Source organism: Alienimonas chondri (assembly GCF_013036045.1).
GTDB lineage: Bacteria > Planctomycetota > Planctomycetia > Planctomycetales > Planctomycetaceae > Alienimonas > Alienimonas chondri.
In genome coordinates, this window is record NZ_WTPX01000005.1 from 1 (window position 1) to 17994 (window position 17994).

At 66.4% G+C, this 17994-nt stretch carries 11 protein-coding genes; 5 read left to right on the top strand and 6 right to left on the bottom strand.

Annotated features, from left to right (window positions below; translation table 11 throughout):
* Positions 1–163 precede the first annotated feature (163 nt).
* Entirely contained in the window at positions 164–1690 is a 1527-nt protein-coding gene (locus tag LzC2_RS01310) for an AAA family ATPase (RefSeq protein ID WP_171182915.1), read from the top strand.
* A 39-nt stretch (positions 1691–1729) separates the two neighbouring features.
* Here LzC2_RS01310 and LzC2_RS01315 read toward each other — a convergent pair whose 3' ends face one another.
* The 4 genes from LzC2_RS01315 to LzC2_RS01330 all read right to left on the bottom strand — a co-directional run bounded on the left by LzC2_RS01315 (position 1730) and on the right by LzC2_RS01330 (position 8552).
* Entirely contained in the window at positions 1730–3661 is a 1932-nt protein-coding gene (locus tag LzC2_RS01315) for a GTPase domain-containing protein (protein WP_171182917.1), read from the bottom strand.
* Between the two features lie 30 nt (positions 3662–3691).
* Entirely contained in the window at positions 3692–5623 is a 1932-nt protein-coding gene (locus LzC2_RS01320; RefSeq protein WP_171182919.1) for a GTPase, read from the bottom strand.
* A gap of 176 nt (positions 5624–5799) precedes the next feature.
* Positions 5800–6864 carry a tetratricopeptide repeat protein gene (locus LzC2_RS01325; protein ID WP_171182921.1) on the bottom strand — a complete coding sequence of 355 codons (1065 nt, stop codon included), beginning with the start codon at positions 6862–6864 and terminating at the stop codon, positions 5800–5802.
* A 122-nt stretch (positions 6865–6986) separates the two neighbouring features.
* Positions 6987–8552 carry a PhoH family protein gene (locus tag LzC2_RS01330; protein ID WP_171182923.1) on the bottom strand — a complete coding sequence of 522 codons (1566 nt, stop codon included), beginning with the start codon at positions 8550–8552 and terminating at the stop codon, positions 6987–6989.
* Positions 8553–8846: 294 nt separating this feature from the next.
* Between LzC2_RS01330 and LzC2_RS01335 the strand changes: the two genes are divergently transcribed.
* The 4 genes from LzC2_RS01335 (at position 8847) to LzC2_RS01350 (ending at position 13776) form a co-directional block, all read left to right on the top strand.
* Entirely contained in the window at positions 8847–10178 is a 1332-nt protein-coding gene (locus LzC2_RS01335) for a TadA family conjugal transfer-associated ATPase (protein ID WP_171182925.1), read from the top strand.
* A gap of 99 nt (positions 10179–10277) precedes the next feature.
* Positions 10278–11243, top strand: a complete 966-nt coding sequence (locus LzC2_RS01340; RefSeq protein ID WP_171182927.1) for a type II secretion system F family protein — start codon at positions 10278–10280, stop codon at positions 11241–11243.
* 58 nt (positions 11244–11301) lie between these two features.
* Positions 11302–12234, top strand: a complete 933-nt coding sequence (locus LzC2_RS01345; protein WP_171182929.1) for a type II secretion system F family protein — start codon at positions 11302–11304, stop codon at positions 12232–12234.
* An 84-nt stretch (positions 12235–12318) separates the two neighbouring features.
* Positions 12319–13776, top strand: coding sequence for an oxidoreductase (locus tag LzC2_RS01350; protein ID WP_171182931.1), 1458 nt, complete (start codon positions 12319–12321; stop codon positions 13774–13776).
* 148 nt (positions 13777–13924) lie between these two features.
* On the opposite strand, the gene LzC2_RS01355 is transcribed toward LzC2_RS01350, so the two are convergent.
* A complete protein-coding gene (locus LzC2_RS01355) occupies positions 13925–17152 on the bottom strand; it encodes a right-handed parallel beta-helix repeat-containing protein (RefSeq protein WP_171182933.1) in 3228 nt (1075 codons plus the stop codon).
* Between the two features lie 45 nt (positions 17153–17197).
* On the bottom strand, positions 17198–17848 hold the full coding sequence (locus LzC2_RS01360) for a hypothetical protein (protein WP_171182935.1): 651 nt from the start codon (positions 17846–17848) through the stop codon (positions 17198–17200).
* Positions 17849–17994 lie beyond the last annotated feature (146 nt).

A 17994-nucleotide genomic window follows, 5' to 3' on the forward strand; every position in this document is an offset into this window, starting at 1 on the left:
AGCGCGTCGTACCCCACAGAACCCAATCGAACCCCCGCCCCCGCCCTCCAGCACGCGCACGGCGGGGCGCGGCGTCTTGACGGGCGTTCCTCCGCGTCGAAGATCAGGTGTCGGCAGTTTGCGTTCGTCCCCGCCCCCGTCCTGGTCTCCCGCACCCGTCCCCATGGCAGTACAAGGCAAATCCACAGGCCTGACCGTCGGGTTGATTATCGCGGTGGTGATCGCGTTGATCGCCACGGTCGCGGCGTTCCTGTTCTATCGGAACTACACCCAGAACGAGACCCGCTACCAGACGATTCAGACCGAGAAGGACAACGTCCAACGGGTGAACGAAACCCTGCGGGCCGAGCGCGACGCGATCAAGACGTCTCTCGGTATCACCGCGTCGGACACCGGTTTGCAGGACGAAGGCGCCGGCACCGTGCTGGGCGAGGCGAAAGCCAAGATCGCGGCCCTGAACACCGGGCAGGGGGAAACGAACATCGTCTCGGTCGCCGAGAATCTCTCCGCTCTGTTGGAGCAGGAACGCATCAAGACCGGCTCGCAAGCCCTCGATATCGCGGAGCTTCGCCGGCAGATCAATGCGTTGGAGAGCAAGTACAGCCAAGAAGCCCAGCAGTACAACGCCGCCCGCATGAATGCGTTGGCGGACAAAAACGACGTGCAGACCAGCGCCGACGAACGTGTTCAAGCCGAGCAGGCCCGCCGTCAGGAGATCGAGGATCAGCTCGCCGCCACCAAAGCGGAGCTGGAGGAGACGAAGGAGCAGATGGCGAACCAGACCGACGCTCTGAACGAGCAGATCACGGAATATCGTCTCACCAACACCCGCTTGATCCGCAAACTGGCGGAGATCGAGACTCGCTCCTTCACCAGCCCGGACGGCAAGATCGTCAACCTGCAACGCAGCACCGACACGGTCTATCTGAACATCGGCAGCGCCCAGAACCTGCGGCCCGGCGTGACCTTCAGCGTTTACGATAAGGATCTCGTCGGCCCGACCGGCGGCGACGCCAGCGCTTTGAAGGGTTCGATCGAAGTTCTGAGCGTGGATGAGCAGATCTCCGAGGCTCGCATCACCGAAGTCACGACGTTGGAACCGCTCTCCGTCGGCGACCTGATCTTCAGCCCCGCCTGGTCGCCGGGCCGCAAGAGCACGTTTGCCTTCGTGGGGATGATCGATCTCGACGGCGACGGCAACACCGCCGGCGAACGCGACCGCCTGCGTCGCATCCTAAATGACGCCGGCGCCGAGATCAGCGTGTACGTCGATGACGAAGGCAACTGGGTCGACGGCGACGGCGACCCGGACACCAATCAGCCGTTGGATGTGAACACGGAAATGCTGGTTCTCGGCACGATCCCCGATCCCTCCGAAGTCTCCGACCCGGCTCGCAAAGCCGCCTACACGCGGATGCGTTTGGCTCGTGAAGAGATCCGGTCGCAAGCGGAGCGGAACGGCATCGCGGTCAAGACCCTCAAGACGTTCCTCGACACGATGGGCGTCTCGACCACCCGTCGCCGGTTCGTCCCGGGCGACGACCCGGACTTCAATCTCCGCGGCGATCGCAACCGGCAGATCGATCCGGATCCGGGGTCCGGCACCAGCGGCCTGTTCAGTCCGAACCGCGGCCGACTGGGCAGCGAAATCGATCCGCAGCCCAGCACCCGCTTCAACCCCCAGCGTTAAACGACAAAGCGGCGTTCCGCGTCCGACGCCCCGTCCGCATCAGGCGGCCGGGGCGTTTTCATGGGCGGCGTCGGAAGGTGGTCGCTTGGCGCCCGCTCCGGCGACTGTGGTTCCCGCCAACCGATTGCGGGCGTCGCCGGCTTCCCCCGCGAGGCGATGGAGCCGATCGGCTCCGGCTGCCGCGCGATTGACCGCGGCGTCGAGCTTCGGAAACAGTCCCGCGGCCCCGTAGCCGCGGGCGCTGCGGCCGGCGGAGATGCTGCGGGCCAACTCGTTGACTTCGCGGTCCAAGCCGCGTCGCAGGCGCCGGCTGAACAGCATCACCAGCAGCCCCGCCCAGAGGCTGGCGAAGACGGCGCCCGCGAGCCAGTAATCGCCGCCGTAGAGCGCAGGATCTGCGGCGTCGCTCGCCTCGGCGTCGCCGAAGAGCAGCGGATACAGGAACGTGTCCCAGAAGAAGTTCTTCGCCGCGCGCAGCAGGATTACCGCCGGCAGGCTCATCAGCAGGACCTCGTACCAGATCCGCACGACGGTGCGACTGTTCTTCGCCGCGAGCGACTTGATCAGCCCGTCGACCCGTCCGCGTACCCCTTCGAGGAACCGACCCTCCGCGGCGACCCCCTGATCGCGGATCTGTTCGTCGGTGAGCGTCAGCAATTCGCTCGGCAGACCGGCGTCCGAGGTGAATCCCTGGAGTCGGAAGCGGGCGTCACGTAATAAGCCGTCGTCCTGCCCGAACGCCCCGAGCTGATCGAGGCCGGCGTCCGCGGCGTTGCCGGCGTGGTACTCACGCAGCTTCTGCCCGGCCATCGTGGCGCCGACCAGCGCCACCGCGGCGGCGTTCCTCGCTCGAAATAAGCTGGACGAGGTGATGTACCCGCCGATGCCGTTGTAGAACCGCAGGGCGATGCTGAACGGGCTGACGCCCCAATCGGTCGCCACCGCGTCGGCCAGTCGCCGCTCCCACACGCCGGGGTTGCCGAGCAGTTCCTCCCGCAAGCGACTCGTCATCGCGGTGGTGAGGGCTTCGCGTTCTTCCGTCAGCTTCTCGCCGACGCGATCCAACGCCGGGCGCCGGGCGCGGACGTTGGCGTCGGCCCGCTCCAACGCTCCGTGCAGCAGGTCGAGCAGGTTGGCCCGCCGCACCGCAACCCGGGCGTGCTCGGAGAGTTCGGTCCGCAGCGTTTCCTGGAGACGGGCGAACTCGCCGGTGGGCAGCCGGCCGGCGTCGCGTTCCGCCTTCGCTCGGACGGAATCGACGAAGTAGAGATCCTCCGGCGACAGCTCGAATCGCTCGCCGAGCACCCGTCGCCAGTCCTCGCGGATATCGCCGTCTTCGGCGGCGTGCGTTTGCACGAACAGCAGCCGGCAACCGCGGGCCGCGTGGGCCAATTCATCCGCGACACGGGCGTTGCGGTATTTCTGCTGCGTGCTGACCACCAGCAGCACGTCGCAGTGCGGCAGCAGTTCGCGGAGCCGACCGAGGTTCGTCGCGGCGCCCTCGCCCTCGGCCTGGACCTCAGTGGTATCCGGGTCCGGGCAGTCGATAAGGATGAACTCCCGCAGCGCCCCGGCGTCGGCCCGCTTCACTCGCACGCGGTCCAGCGGGAGACCGAGCGGTTCGAGATCGGTGTCCGGGTGGGCGACGAGCGTCGGGGTGGTGGTGGTCGGACGCTGCTTACCCGGCCGGGCGACCTCCTCGCCGACCAGCGCGTTCACCAAGGTGCTCTTGCCGGTGCCGGTGCCGCCGAAGGTGGCGACGACCAGCGGCGCCTCCAATCGCACCCGGACCGCTTCCGCCCGCGACAACACCCGCCGCAGCAGCCCGCGGGCGTCCGCCAACGGTTCCCAACTCGCTGCGTCTCGTTCGGCGCCGGCCGCGTCCACCGGCTCCTCCGCCCACTCGCGGACACGGCGGAGCAGCCCGTCGATGCGGGCCAACTGATCGAGGCGGTCGAGGTCGGGAGACATGGGGCGATCCAAATGGCGAACGGGCGGGCGTCAGCCCCCGATGCGTGCGGGCGCGGAAGTCGACTCGACGGTCTGCGGCTCGCCGCTGGTCGCCTGCAACTCCTCGAGCGCGTCGCCGACGGCCGCGAACGCTGCGGAGTCGGGCAGCCCCGCCGCGTGCGTGACGTCGGTGACCAGCGGCCCCAGCAGCGCGTCCCGGACCCAGCGTTCGAGCCAGGCCCGGCGGCTCTCCGCGAAACGGCGTTCGATCCGCGCGACCTTTGCATTGACCTTCATGGTCAATGTCCCGGCGCCCGCCCCCGCCGCCTCGCCCGCCGCGACCGCCGCTCCGCCCACGAGCGTGTCGGCCACCACGGTGATCCCCGCGGCGGCCATCTCTGTCCCGATCACCCCGGTTCCGAGCAATCCGACCGTCAACGCCGGGCGGCCCATCACCGCGGCGGCGTCCAGCGTTCGCAACCAGCGGCCCGCCCGAGGGTTGTTAACGAGCATCGCGTCCATCTCTTTCTGCACTAACTCCGCCAGTTCGCCGTGCAGATCGCAGGCGGCGTGATCGGTGCGGAGCCGCTCCAGCAGCTCCGCCCGCGGCGAACCGCCCAAGACCTTGGCGAGGCGGGGGGCGAGAATCGGATCGGTTTCGCGAAGGCTTTCGAGTTGCGTGAATAATCGCTCGACGGCGCGGCGAAACAGCGCGAACTCATCCTTCGCATAGTTCTCCAGCGGGGGCTGAGCCGGGCCGCGGACCTGCCGGTTCAATGCCCGGAACGGTTGGGCGAGCAATCCGCCGACGGCGCCGTAGGCGTCCGCGACGGTTTTCGTCATCCCGGTGCGACGGCCGCGCCACCAGTCGCGAACTTCTTCGACCATCACCGACGCCGGCACCGGCGGCCACTTCGCCTTGCTGTCGGTCAATTCGCCCATCAGGTGCTCGCCGGCGGCGGCGAAGCGACTCGCGGCGTCACGGACCTCCGCCAGCCACGCCGGCACGCCGTCGGAGGGACTCGCCAGGCGATCGACGGCACCCGACAACGTCCGCAGCTTCACCTCGTCGAAGTGCAACTCGGAGAGCGCCGTCCGCAGGCTCTCGCCGCCTCGTTCCTCGCCCAAGCCGGACGCATGCGTCCGGCTTGGATCAGCGTCGTCCGCCGGCGGCCACGGTCGTTCCTGGAAGGAAAGTCGCAGGTCCGCGGCGGCGGCGGCATCGTGCGGAGCGAGAAACAGCAGGTCCGGCTCGATCCCCGTGCGTTCCGCGAACGTACCGACCCACGTCGGCCAGTATTCCTCGTCGCCGGGTAGGTGGACCTGATTGAACACGACGACGACCGCCGCGTCCGCCCCGTGCACGGCCGCGCCGCCGGCCTCTCTGAAGAACCGCACGACGGCGGCGTCGTTATATTTCTGCTCGGTCAGCACGGCCAGCAGCACGTCCGCGGCGGTGCGGATCTTCGCGGCCCGCGCCCAGTTCACGGGGGCGTCGCTGTCCACGTCCGGGGTGTCGAGCAGCAGCAGATTCGTCGGCACCACGTCGCTCTCCGCCCAGAAGAGCAGATCGCGGTCGTCCGCCCGCAGCGCCGCATCCGCGTCGTCGGCGTCGATGCGCACCGGGACGAAGCCGGGAAAGACCTCTTCGAGCCGATGAGTCTCGCTGAACCCCGTGGGGACTAGGCAGGTCGGATGCTTCGTCCCGCTGGCGAACTTGCTGCTCGAACTGGCCGCGTAACCGGCGAGGTGATTGAAAATCAGCGACTTGCCGAGGTTCGTCCCGCCCACGACGGCCACCACCAGAAACGCTCCGCCGCCGCCCGGGCCGGGGAGTTGAGGCAGCAGCTTGCCGTGCAGCGTGTCGTACCACGCCCGCTCCGTGGTCGGCGGGACTTCCAGGACGCGGGCCTGCCGATCGAGTTCCGCGACGGAATCGGCCAAACGACGGGCTGCGGCGGCGAACTCCGCAAGATCGGCCATGGAGGACAGTGGAAGGGGAGGAAGTCGGCGGGAGCGGGAAGGTACGACGAAGGGCAGCGTCTGTCGAAGCGAGCGCGTTTCAGGTGAAAGGTTGAAGGTGGGGCGAGCGGCGAGTGCGGAGGGCACTTCAGAGTCGCGTCCCTTTCAACCTTCTTTCCTTCCACTTGAAACCATTCTCAAGCCCATTGGCGCTTCAACTCCTCCAGCTCCTCGGTCCGGCCGGTCTCCTCCAGCAACGGCATGACCCGCTGATACGCCGGGGCGTAGTTCGAACAGTCGGACAGGCTGGCAAGAAAGGCGTCGGCCGCGCGGTTCAGATCGCCCTCGCCGGCCAGCGCCATTCCCAGGTTGTACTTCACCCCGGCGCCGGCCCCGAGTCGTTCGAGGATCGCGCGGTACTTGGCGATCGCTGCATCGAACTTCCCGGCTCGGGCCGCTTTGTTGCCGGCATCCAACCCCGCGTACGGGCCGCCCGTGAGGCCGCTGCCGTAGGTGCGAGCGAGTTGGGTGAGGGCGACCGGCACGCCCAGCACAAAGGGCGTATTGAGGACCAGCATTTTCCAGGCGTCCCCCCGCATACAAGCCGGGCAGCGCCAGGTGGTCCGGGTTCGCCAACCGTAAACCACCAGCAGGAAGTAGAAGTAGAAGACGGTGAATTTCCGCGGCGCCGCATAGTAGCCGCAGTCGTCGCAGACCTTGTGGGCTTTCTCCCAGCCGGGCGGGTCGGCGGCGGTCCGTTCGTTCCACAGCGTGTCGCAGAACGAACAGAAGACCTGCGGCGACTTCGGCATATCGGACAGCACCACCGTTGCATCGCAGTGGGGACACCGAGCGGTACGAAACGCGGCCCCGCGTCCCTCTTTCTCCAACTCTTTCCGGTGCCCCTCCGCCCAGACGCCGCTGCGGGCGATATCCACGGCGGCCTTCAACGACTTCGCCGTCGCTCCGCCGGAGACCGTCAGGCCGAGCGTCGCCAGCTGGATACCCCCGTCGGCCGCCGGTTCGTCGAACTCGTCGTCCTGCTCATCCCCGCTCGGCCCCGTCGCCTCCGGGATCGCGAGGAAGAGCAATTTTTCACGCGCCTGCACGTCGAGCAACGCCGGCGCCGGCAGAACGAGATCGTCCAGCGTGAGCGTCTCCCCGTCCCACGAACCTTTCTTTCGGAAGATCCCGGTGGGCTGCCCCTGCTCGTTCAGAAACTGAAATTTGAACCGGAGCGGTTCGGCGGGGGAGGGCGGCACGGCACAATCCAGCGACGAGCGAAATGGAACGTTCTGCAAAGTATCGCCCCTGCCGCAGACGTTCGAGGCGGCCCGGAGCGTCGGTGGGGGCGCCGCCCGGGGCGAGGCCGGCGAGGCGGGGCTTAAAGCAGATCGCTGGCGAGTTCAGCCAGTTCGCTGCGTTCGCCTTTCTCCAGCGTGACGTGGGCGTACAGGGGTTGGCCCGTCATCCGGTGAATCAGGTGCGACAGGCCGTTGGAGAGACCGTCGAGGTAGGGGTGGTCGATCTGCTTCACGTCGCCGGTGAGGACGATTTTCGTGCCTTCGCCGGCCCGGGTGACGATCGTTTTCACCTCGTGCGGCGTGAGGTTCTGCGCTTCGTCGATGATGAAATAAATCCGCGGCAGGCTGCGTCCGCGGATATAAGCCAGCGGGCTGATCTCCAGCTTGCCGGACTCCAGCATCAACGGAATACGCTTGGCCTCCTCGCTCTCGTCGCCCAGGGCATGGCGGATGACGGAGAGGTTGTCGTGCAGCGGCTGCATATACGGGTCGAGCTTCGCCCCGATATCGCCCGGTAGAAAACCCAGGTCGCGGTTCGACAGCGGTACGACCGGCCGGGCTAAGAGAATTTGCCGATATTTCGTCCGCTGGGCGAGCGCCGCGGCCAACGCCAGCAACGTTTTGCCGCTGCCGGCCTTGCCGGTGAGAGTCACCAGCCGCACGTCGTCATCCAATAGGGCCCGGATTGCGAAGCTCTGCTCCGCGTTGCGGGGGGTGATGCCGGAGGCCGACGCCTTCTCCACCCGATGAAACTCGCGCGGGCCGGGGAGATAGGTCGCGAGAGCGGACTTCGACCCATTGCGGAGGATGAAGTTTTCGTTGGGAATCGGATCGACGACCTCCGGCAGTTCGTCGATCGGCACGCTGCCGGCGCCGGTATAGAAGCGATCCACCGTCGCCGTCGGCATGTGCTGGACGATTCGCTTCCCCGTATAGAGCGCCTCGTGGCTCTCCACCTTGTCGGCCTCCCAATCCTGAGCGATCAGGCCCAGCGCCTTGGCCTTCATGCGGAGGTTCGTGTCTTTGGTGACGAGCACGACGATCCGACGGCTGCCCTCGGCCCGATGCACGGCCATCGCCGCCGCGAGGATGCGGTGATCCGGCGTGTCTTCGGAGAACACGCCCTTGATCGCGGGGTCGTCCCGCCGCCCCATCACCACCCGCACCCGTCCCAACGGCGAGCCGTCGCCGGCGGTTCCCAGCCTGATGCCGGCCGTCGACAGCAGTTCGCCGGTCAATCCATCGAGTTCACGCAGGAACCGACGGGCGTGGAAGTGCTTTTCCTCGGCCCCCTTTTTGAACCGATCGAGCTCCTCCAGCACCGTCATGGGCACGGCGACGTCATGCTCCGCGAAGCTCCGCAGGCACTGCGAATCGTGCAGGACGACATTGGTATCGAGCACGAACGTTTTCGGCACCGGCCCGGTGTCCGGCTGACGGACGTCGTCCTGATCGCCGGTCCGTGGCTGAACCGGAGCATGGGCGCCCGGTGGCTGGGGGGAAGAGGAACCGGAGTCGCCGTCGCCGCTCTCCAAGCCCTCTCCGAAGTCCAAAGACGGTAACGGCCGGTCCTCGGCGACGAGGCGATCCGATGGGATCGCGGCATCCGGGGCGACCGGCGAGGGAGGGGCGGCCAGAACGGACATGGACGGCATCCGGGAATCGGGCGTCGGGGGAGACGAACGTCGGCGAGGCGAACCCTAGCTTTTCGCGAGACGACCACCGACCCCGTTTCGCGATCACGCGTTGTCAGGAAGCGATGAAGAAGGGACGGATCGCCGTGGCAAAATCCGCACGAACGGTCCGCTCGCACGTTGCCCAACTGCAACGTCCCCATCCTCTCCGGCGCCGTCCGCTCGACCGATCGGCGTGACCTAGGTTCTCAAACCGGCCCCTCCCCTTTCGCCGGTGTCGCCGCTTCCCCGATCTCCCGCGCTGCTATGTCCGCCGCCCGCACCGCCGCCCGCCCCGGCCGCACCCCGACCGGCCGCCCCGGCGAGCAGATGGATTTCGAGGATCTGAAACGTCTAATCCATGGCAAGCTGGTCGATAAACTCGACCTGTCCCGCCTGGGCGATCTCGAAGGGGACACGCTTCGCCGCGAGATTCGTCTCGTCGTTGAGCACCTCTGCGACACCGAGAACCCGCTGCTGAACCGCGGAGAGCGGGAACGCCTGGTCGAAGAGGTTCTCGACGAGACCTTCGGGTTTGGTCCGCTCGAGATCCTCCTCAAGGAAGAGGGGATCGCGGACATCATGATCAACGGCCCGAAGTGTATTTATATTGAGAAGGACGGGCGCATCCTCAAAAGCCCGGTCACCTTCCGGGACAACGACCATTTGTTGCAGATCCTCGATCGGATCGTCTCCAAGGTCGGCCGTCGGATCGACGAAACCAGCCCGATGTGCGACGCCCGCCTGCCGGACGGCTCTCGCGTCAACGCGATTATCGCGCCGCTCGCGCTCGACGGGGCGGCCATCACGATTCGGCGGTTCGGTTCCAACCCGCTGACGCTGGAAGACTTGCTGCGATTCGGCGCCTTTACGCCGGAGATGGTCATGTTGCTCGAAGGAGCGATGAAGGCCCGGCTCAACGTGCTCGTCTCGGGAGGAACCGGCTCCGGTAAAACGACGCTGCTCAATACGTTGTCCAGCTTTATTCAGCCGGACCAACGAATTATCACGATCGAAGACGCCGCGGAACTTCAGCTTCAGCAACCGCATACCCTGCGGTTGGAAACGCGTCCGCCGAACATCGAGGGGAAGGGGGCCGTCACGGCGACCGACCTCGTGAAGAACGCCCTGCGAATGCGACCGGACCGAATCATTATCGGCGAGTGTCGCGGCCCGGAAGCCCTCGACATGCTGCAAGCGATGAACACCGGTCACGAAGGCTCGCTGACCACCATTCACGCCAACACCCCCCGGGACGCCGTCAGCCGACTCGAGACGATGATCTCCATGGGCGGGATCGAACTGCCCATCCGGGCGCTGCGCAATCAATTCGCCAGTGCCGTCGACCTGATTATTCAAGCAAACCGCCTCCAAGGCGGACCGCGTAAGGTGACGGACATCACTGAGGTGGTCGGTATGGAGGGCGACACGATCGTGATGCAGAAGATTTTTGAATTCGTGCAGGACGGAATCGGCGAGGACGGCAAAGCGTTCGGGCACTTCGAGAGTACCGGAGTCCGCCCCGCGTTTATGGATCGACTCGAATCGGCGGGCGTGAAGCTGCCGCACAACCTGTTCGCCGCACGGCGCCTCGGGTGATTCAGAAATAGAGGGCGTGGCGTCGAGGGCTGAAGCCCGCACGTCGCTCCCATCGCTCCGCGTTTCTTGCACGCCATACGCCTTTCGCCCCCCGTTCCTATGTTCGCCTCCCCGCTGGTCATCTCGCTGTTCGCCTTCGGGTTCGTCGCGCTGCTGGCGCTGGGGGCCTTGGCGACATGGCGGAACAGCGCCGCCACCGACGTTGAAGATCGTCTGGCGACGCTGGTAGGAGGGAAGAAGGCGGCTCCCAAGCTGAAGACCAGCGAATTGCTCGCCGAGGCGTCCGGCGGCATGACCGGCATCGCGGGGCGAATCGGCGGGTCTTTGACGAAGCTCGGCTTGATGCTGGAGCAGGCCGACAATCCGATGACGCCGCATACCTTCTTTATGGCCACGCTCGGCTGCGGCGGCGCAGGCTTCGCCGCGGCCGTGCTGGGCGGGGCGCCGGCGCCCCTGTACCCGGTGTCCGCGTTATTGGCCGCGTTCGGTCCGCTGCTGTACGTCATGTTCATCCGTCGGCAGCGCCATAAACGGTTCGCCGCACAGATGCCGGACGCCCTGGAACTAATCGCCCGGGCGCTCCGCAGCGGGCACAGTCTCGCCAGCGGCCTGCACGTCGTGGTCGAAGAGATGCCGCAACCGGTCAGCAAAGAGTTCAGCCTCGCCTACGAGGAACAGAACCTGGGGCTGCCGCTGGAGATCGCTCTGAAAAACATGTTGAAGCGCGTCCCCAACATGGACCTGAAATTCTTCGTCACCGCGGTCGCGATCCAACGAGCGGCGGGCGGCGATATGGCGGAAATCCTCGACAAGCTGAGCCATTTGATTCGGGAACGCTTCCAAATTATGGGACAGGTGCAGGCGCTGACCGGCGAAGGCCGCATCTCCGGGTTGGTGTTGATGGCGTTGCCCGTCGCCACCTTCCTCGCGATCTACTACATCAACCCGGGATATATCGAACCGCTGTTTGAGGATCCCCGCGGCCGCATGATGATCGGCGTGGCGACGGTGCTGCAGGTGGTGGGCGCCCTGGTCATCAAGAAGATCGTCAACATTAAAATTTAGTCGCGTTCCGTACCGCTCGGTTCACAATCCATATTCGCCCCGCTCACTGCTGATCACCATGTCTCTCGTCGAATTGCTGCCCTACGCCGTCGGCGGGGCGATCCTGCTGGGAGCGCTCGGAGTGGCGGGATTGTTCTCCGGCACGTCCAATGCCGCGGAGGGGCGACTCGATCGGCTCAAGGATCCCCGTAAGCGGGGGGATCGCGACGAACGTTCGCGCGGGTCGGGATTGAAGGACGCCGCTCGCAAGGCGGCGCCGGCGCTCTCCAAGGCGCTGACGCCCAAGACGGAGAAAGAGGTCTCCGCGTTACGCCTCCGAATGGTTAACGCGGGGTTCCATAGCCCCGCGGCGCCTCAACTGTATCTCGCGTTGAAGACGGCGGTCTCGCTCGGCGGACTGGCGGCGGGGTTCGTCTACGGGATGGCCAACTACGGGATGACGCTGAATACGGCGTTCTCCACGATCATTCTCGGCGGACTCGGCTTCTATCTTCCCGAGGGCGTCCTGTTCCTGATGGTGAAGAGCCGTAAGGAGCAGATCTTCCTCGGCCTGCCGGACGTCTTGGACCTGATGGTCGTCTGCGTGGAAGCCGGCCTGGGGCTGGACGCCGGCATGCGGCGTGTCGCGGAGGAGTTAGAGGATACACATGCGGCGGTCTGCGAAGAGATTAATATCTGCAACAAACAGTTGAACCTCGGTTCGCCGCGGCGGCAGGTGCTGCACGACCTCGGCGTGAGAACGGGCGTCGACGATATGCGGGCGCTCGCCGCGGTGCTGATTCAAGCGGATAAGTTCGGCAGCAGCATCGGCGAGGCCTTGCGGACGCAAAGCGACTCCATGCGGACCAAGCGTCGCCAGCTTGCCGAGGAGCGTGCCCAGCAGACGGCGGTCAAATTAATCTTCCCGCTGGTTCTGTTTATTTTCCCCGGCATCTTTGCGGTGCTGGTCGGCCCCGCGGCCCTGATGATTATCGACGGCGTCCTCGTTTGAATCCGCTGAGGCGCGTCGCCCTGCCACGGGAGAACCTCGGGGTCGGGATCGGGTAGACTCCGGCCCCGATCCCTGGAGCGCCCCGTGGCCCGCTATTTCAAGTACAAGACCGCCGAAGATCTCACCGCGGACGCCGCGGAGCGGGGCGTGCCGCTTGAACTGACGGACGATCTCGCGCCGTTGTTTGAGCCGCTCCAGGTTCCCGTTCCCGGCGGTCCGGTTCGCACCTTGGGCAATCGTCTGGCCGTTCAGCCGATGGAGGGCTGCGACGGCACGCCGGACGGGCGACCGGACGAATTGACCTACCGCCGATATCGCCGCTTCGGCGCCGGCGGGGCGAAATTGATCTGGGGGGAAGCGACCGCGGTCGCGGACGACGGTCGGATGAACCCCCGGCAACTCTGGATCGCGGACCACTCCGCCTCTGAAATCGCCGACATGCTGGCCGGCTGTCGCCGCGAGCACCGAAACGCTTGCGGCGGAGACGACGACCTCCTCGTCGGGCTGCAGCTGACCCATTCGGGGCGATATAGTTTTCGCGGGCCGCTGATCCCGGTTCGCGATCCGCTGCTCGATCCGCGGACGATGGATAAATCGACCGGCGCCCCGATCGGCGAGGACGTCCAGCCGCTCTCCGACGGCGACTTGCGCAGGATTCAGGACGAGTTCGTCGTCGCGGCGAAGCTCGCTCGGGAGGTCGGGTGCGACTTCGTCGATATTAAACAGTGTCACAAATATCTCCTCTGCGAACTCCTCGCCGCAACGAACCGGCCGGGAGACTATGGCGGCAGCTATGAGAATCGCACTCGTTTTATTCGCAAGCTGATCGGTCGGATTCGCGCTGAAGTTCCCGATCTGTTGATCGCCAGTCGGTTCAACGCTTACGACGGCATCCCGTTTCACAAAGGGGACGACGGATTGGGCGTACCGGACGCCCATGCCCTGCCGTTGACCAACAGTTTCGGCACCGATCCGCAGGATCACGCGAAACCGGATCTCGCCGAGCCGCAACGCCTGGCCGCCGATCTGGCGGAATGGGGCGTCAGCCTGTTGAACGTTTCCAGCGGGAACCCCTATGCCTGCCCGCATCTCGTGCGACCCGCGGAGAACCCGCCCACCGACGGCTATCACCAGCCGGAACACCCGCTCGTCGGGATTCATCGCCACTTCACTTTAACCGCGGCGGTGCAGGAGGCGGCCGTCACGCCGGATGGCGCTCGCATTCCGGTCGTCGGCAGCGGGTACAGTTGGTTACAGGATTATGCCTTCGCCGCGGCGGCCGCGAACGTGCTCGCCGGCCGGTGCGATCTGGTCGGCTACGGTCGAGGATCGCTTTCCCATCCGGACTTCGCTAACAGCCTGAAGGAGTCCGGCACGTTAAATCGCAAGCAGGTGTGCCGGACGTTCAGTTACTGCACGAATATTATGCGAACGAAAGACCACCCGCTCGGCCAGTACCCGACCGGCTGCCCGCCGTTCGACCGCGAGGCGTACGACGCGATTTATAAAGAGGTCAAAGCGAAGATGGCCGCCCCGAATTAGATCGCGGGGCGTGGACGTGGTTGGATGCACCGGGCGATTCCGTCGCCAGTGTCCCCGTCGCTTCGCCTCGAACACTTCGACTTTTTCTCACGGTCTTGACCTCAGCGGGCGGTTGCGACTTGCACAAATATGTGAGCCGAAGCCGCCCTCACTCCGCCGTCGGCTTCCAGCGAAGAATGCGGAGTCCGCCGGCGGGATCGTGGGACTCGTAGGCCCCGAGATCGTGACGACCGAAGCTCGGGCGGATGGCCCCGATGAGGTCCACGTTCACCGTTCCGGTGAGGTCCGCGCCGGCGTTGATGGCCGGGGAGCCTTTGGCGAGGCGGTAGTCTCCGCTTAGGGCGTCGAAGAATATCGGGTCGTCGAGCAGATCGTTCGGCCCGGGCACGACGCCGGCGGCGGGAACGGTCCCATACATGAGGACGGAGTCTGTATTCAACGTCCCCGCCCCTCGCCGGACGCCGTAGGCGCCGCCGACGAGCACGCTGTTGATTACTTTCGCCTCGCCCCCGTCCAAGTGCAGGCCGGTCTGAACGGCGTCGAGCGTGGCGTGCCGAAGCGTCAGCCGGCCGCCCTCTCCGACGTGCACGCCGCGCCCCACATGACGGGCGAGGAAGTTGTCGGCAAGCACTTCGATCGAACCGCTCGGAACCGGGCCGGCGCCGCCGTCGCTTACGTGCAGGCCGTCATACGGGCCGGACGAGGCGACGCACCGGTCGAGCGTGACGTCCGCGCAACGGATGCATGTAAAGCCTTCGCCCACCGTGGCCGCCCCGAACTGCTGCACCATGCAGCGGTCCAGCAAGACGGCATTGCAGTCCGACAATTGCATGCCGCTCCGGCCGACGTCGGAGGCGAGACAACCGGCGAACACGGCGTCTCCCGCGATCATCCCGAAGCCGTCCCGGCCGCACCCCAAGACCTGACAGTCGATCAGGGTCGACATCGTCCCGTTCGCGATTAGGAAGCCGTCGTTCCCCACATCCGAGACGGCGCACCGGGTGAACGTCACGGCCCCGCCCGTCGCGGCGTCCGCGGAGACGTGGAATCCGTCGAGGCCGGCGGCGCCGACGACGCAATCCGTGAGGGAACCGTCGACGGCCTCGCCCGGGGGGCCGGCCAACAGCATCGCGTCGCCGGTTTGGGAGGCGAACGTGCAGTTCGTCGCGGCGAACGGGCCGGAGGTCAGCACGCTGGCGGCAGAGTCGCGAGAGGTGAATTGACACCCCGTCAACGACACGGCGCCGGGGCCGGAGGCGATCTCGACGGCCTGATGATTCCCCGCATTCACCCAGTCGGAGATCGTCGCCCCGCCGTCCGTCACGAACAACGCGACTCCGCATTGATTGGTCTGCACGTTCATCGGGGCGGTGATGACCGCGTCCTCGCCCGCCACGAAGATCCCCTGGGAACAGCCGGAGACGGCGAGGTTCGTATGAAGGGCCGGATCTAAGGGGCATTGATCCAGCAACACGCCGATCCCGGCGCCGCCGACGAGGTAACCGTCCCCGTCCAGCGCGGCCGTCCGCAAGACCGTGACGTCGTTCAGGACGACCTCGCCGAAGCCGGGCGCCGCGTCGGCGCCACGATGATATCCCACCCCGGTGAGGCAGTCGGTCGCGGTGAACCCGTTCAATACGACCGGCCGGGGGACTGTCTGGCCCGAATCTCGCTCAATATATAGACCGTATTGCGAGCAGCCGACCGCTTCGCAGTTCTCGATCACGACGTCGACGGGCGTGCGGCTTTCCAATCCCACGCCCGCGTCGTTCACCGTCACGTTCCGCCAGGTGACGACGCCGGCCACGTCCGTCAGCCCCCGACTGTCCGGGGCGCCGGCCGGGCCGAGGATCGCCACCCCGGCGACCCCGCCGTCGACCGTCCAGTTCGAATCGACGGCGGACACCGCGATCTGATTTCGCGCGAACGTGAGAGCGTCCGAGGCGCCCCAGTTCCACACGCAGTTTTGAAGCCCCAAAGCAGCGCGGCCGCAGTCGCGAAAGGTGCAGTTGCGGATGTCCGAGGTCGTGACGTCCACGAGCCTCAACCCGTCGTCGCCGCGGTCGAACGAGCAGCCGGTGACCGACACGTTCGGCGCTTGCATCACAGCGCCGACGCCGTCGTTCGCCGCGGCGTCGTGATCGAGAAAGGCGCTGTCTCGCAGGGTGACGGTTGCGGCGTTCGTGACTCTCAGACCCGCGTCGCCGTTCGTCAATCCGACGTCGCGGACGTCGACCGTCTCGATGTTGTCCGTTTCAATATGGAAGCGATTGTCGTTCCAGGTTTGCAGGCTCACCGTCAGGGTCTGCGAGACGTTCGCGTCTCCGTCCCAGGCGATTCCGAAGGCGTTGTCGGAGGCGGACACCGTGTCCAAGGCGTCAAGCTGGAAGGCCGGCGTGGATGTCGCCACCCGGAGGGCGGCGTCGGCGTGCCCGGTGATCGAAACCGACCGCATCGTCAAGCTGGGGCGCCCCGTCCAAATCCCGACGGTCCCGTCGGCGATCGTGCTTTCCCGCACCTCCGGCGGCGGACCGGCGCCGGAGGGCAGGTACAGACCGATCGCACAAAGGAGCAGGTCGCAGCGGAGGAGGACCGCATTCTCGCCGGACAGCACGCAGCCGAAGACGGCGTCCATCACGGTGCAGTCGGTGAGGCTTGCGCCGGGGCCGCTTTCATAACGAACGCCTTGCTGCCCGCCGACCACGCCGCAGTCGGCGAGCGTTAATTGCGAATCACTGGCGAAGAACCCGGAGTGAACTTCATCGCCGATCGCGATCTTGCATCTGGATGCCTCGAGGGCCGAGAACTCGAAACAGTACACGCCGTCGCCGGCCCCGCTGTATCGACAGTCGGTCAGGACGGCGGCCGTTCGATGAAGGACGAATCCCCATCGTCCGCCGTCGCAGGCGCAGTCCTCCAGGTAGACGCCGTTGCTGTTCGACAGGATCACCGCGGAATCCGTGGCGACGCCGGCGGCGTGCGGTTTGAACGCGAATCCGCGGAATGTGTGCCCCGAGGAACCGCTGACGTAGAGCGCCGGCGACCCGGCGACTTTCGCCTCGACCGTCACCGAGCCGGCCGTTTCGGCGGTCCAGAGCGCGGGCTGCCCCCAGCAATTCGAGCCGGACACCGTCACGTTCTCGACGTACACGCCGGGTCCGACGAACACGCGATCGCCCGGAAGCAGGGCCGAGCCTGCTCGTCCGAGCGTGAGAAAAGGCAGGATACTCGTCCCCAGCCCCAGCAGGTCGTTCCCGGACTTCCGTACGTAGATATCTCTCGACTCCGCCGTGCCGGCAAAGAGCAGCGAAGCGACGGCGGTCAGGATGACCGGGAAGCCTGCGGCTCGACGGCGATCGGCGATCGTCTCGGACACTTCGAGGGGCGGGGGGACGCAGGTCGGTGGGCGGAGGCCTGTCAGTTACCGCTGCAGGGGCAGAGGCAGCGGTGGAGGCGGAAGGGGCAACGGCGGCAGCGTTCGCGGCGACGGCGGTGCGGAGTCGAGTCGACTTGGGGGCGGGGCGCCGGCCGGCTCCCGACCGGTGCGCCTCGGGTCGGGACGCCGCGTTCCCGCGCGTGGCGAAGCCGCGTAGCGATACCGCCGAGGGCGGACGTCGCTGGGGAAAGGCTGCGGGGGCACGATCAATTGCGGCGTGGACTCCTCGACCGGCTTCGACAGTCGCACCACGCTGCGCTCGTCGTCGTCGCCGAGCGCAAGCACGACGAAGTCCGCGCCGGCTTCGAGCGCCGTCACGCCGCCGCGACTCTCGCCGAGGGGGACCAACAGCATCTCGCCCGCCTGATCGGCTTGACGGACCCACAACTGGGCGACTCGCTCCCCGTCGATCTCCCAGAACCCTCGGAGGAAGATCTCCCTCGATTCGCCGTCGGGTTTCTCCTCTTCTTCAACGGGCTTGGGCAGGCTGAAGAAGTCCCAATCAACGACCTTCGGGAGGGGCGCGACGGCGTCTGAAGCAGCCGTCTCCGTCGGGGGAGCCTGTGGACCGATCGACGAACCGTCCTCGGCGATCGCTCCGAGCCGCGATGGGGAATCGACGACGCCGGGAGCCACAGGCCCAATTCCGTCGCACCCTCCTAAGCAGGTACTACTTAAGACGCACATCATCGAGATCATCTGCGTCGGGATCAGTCGGCCCACAGGGCAGTCAGGCTTGGGGGGAGGTCGACAGTGCCGATCCTTCTCGTCACTTACTCCGG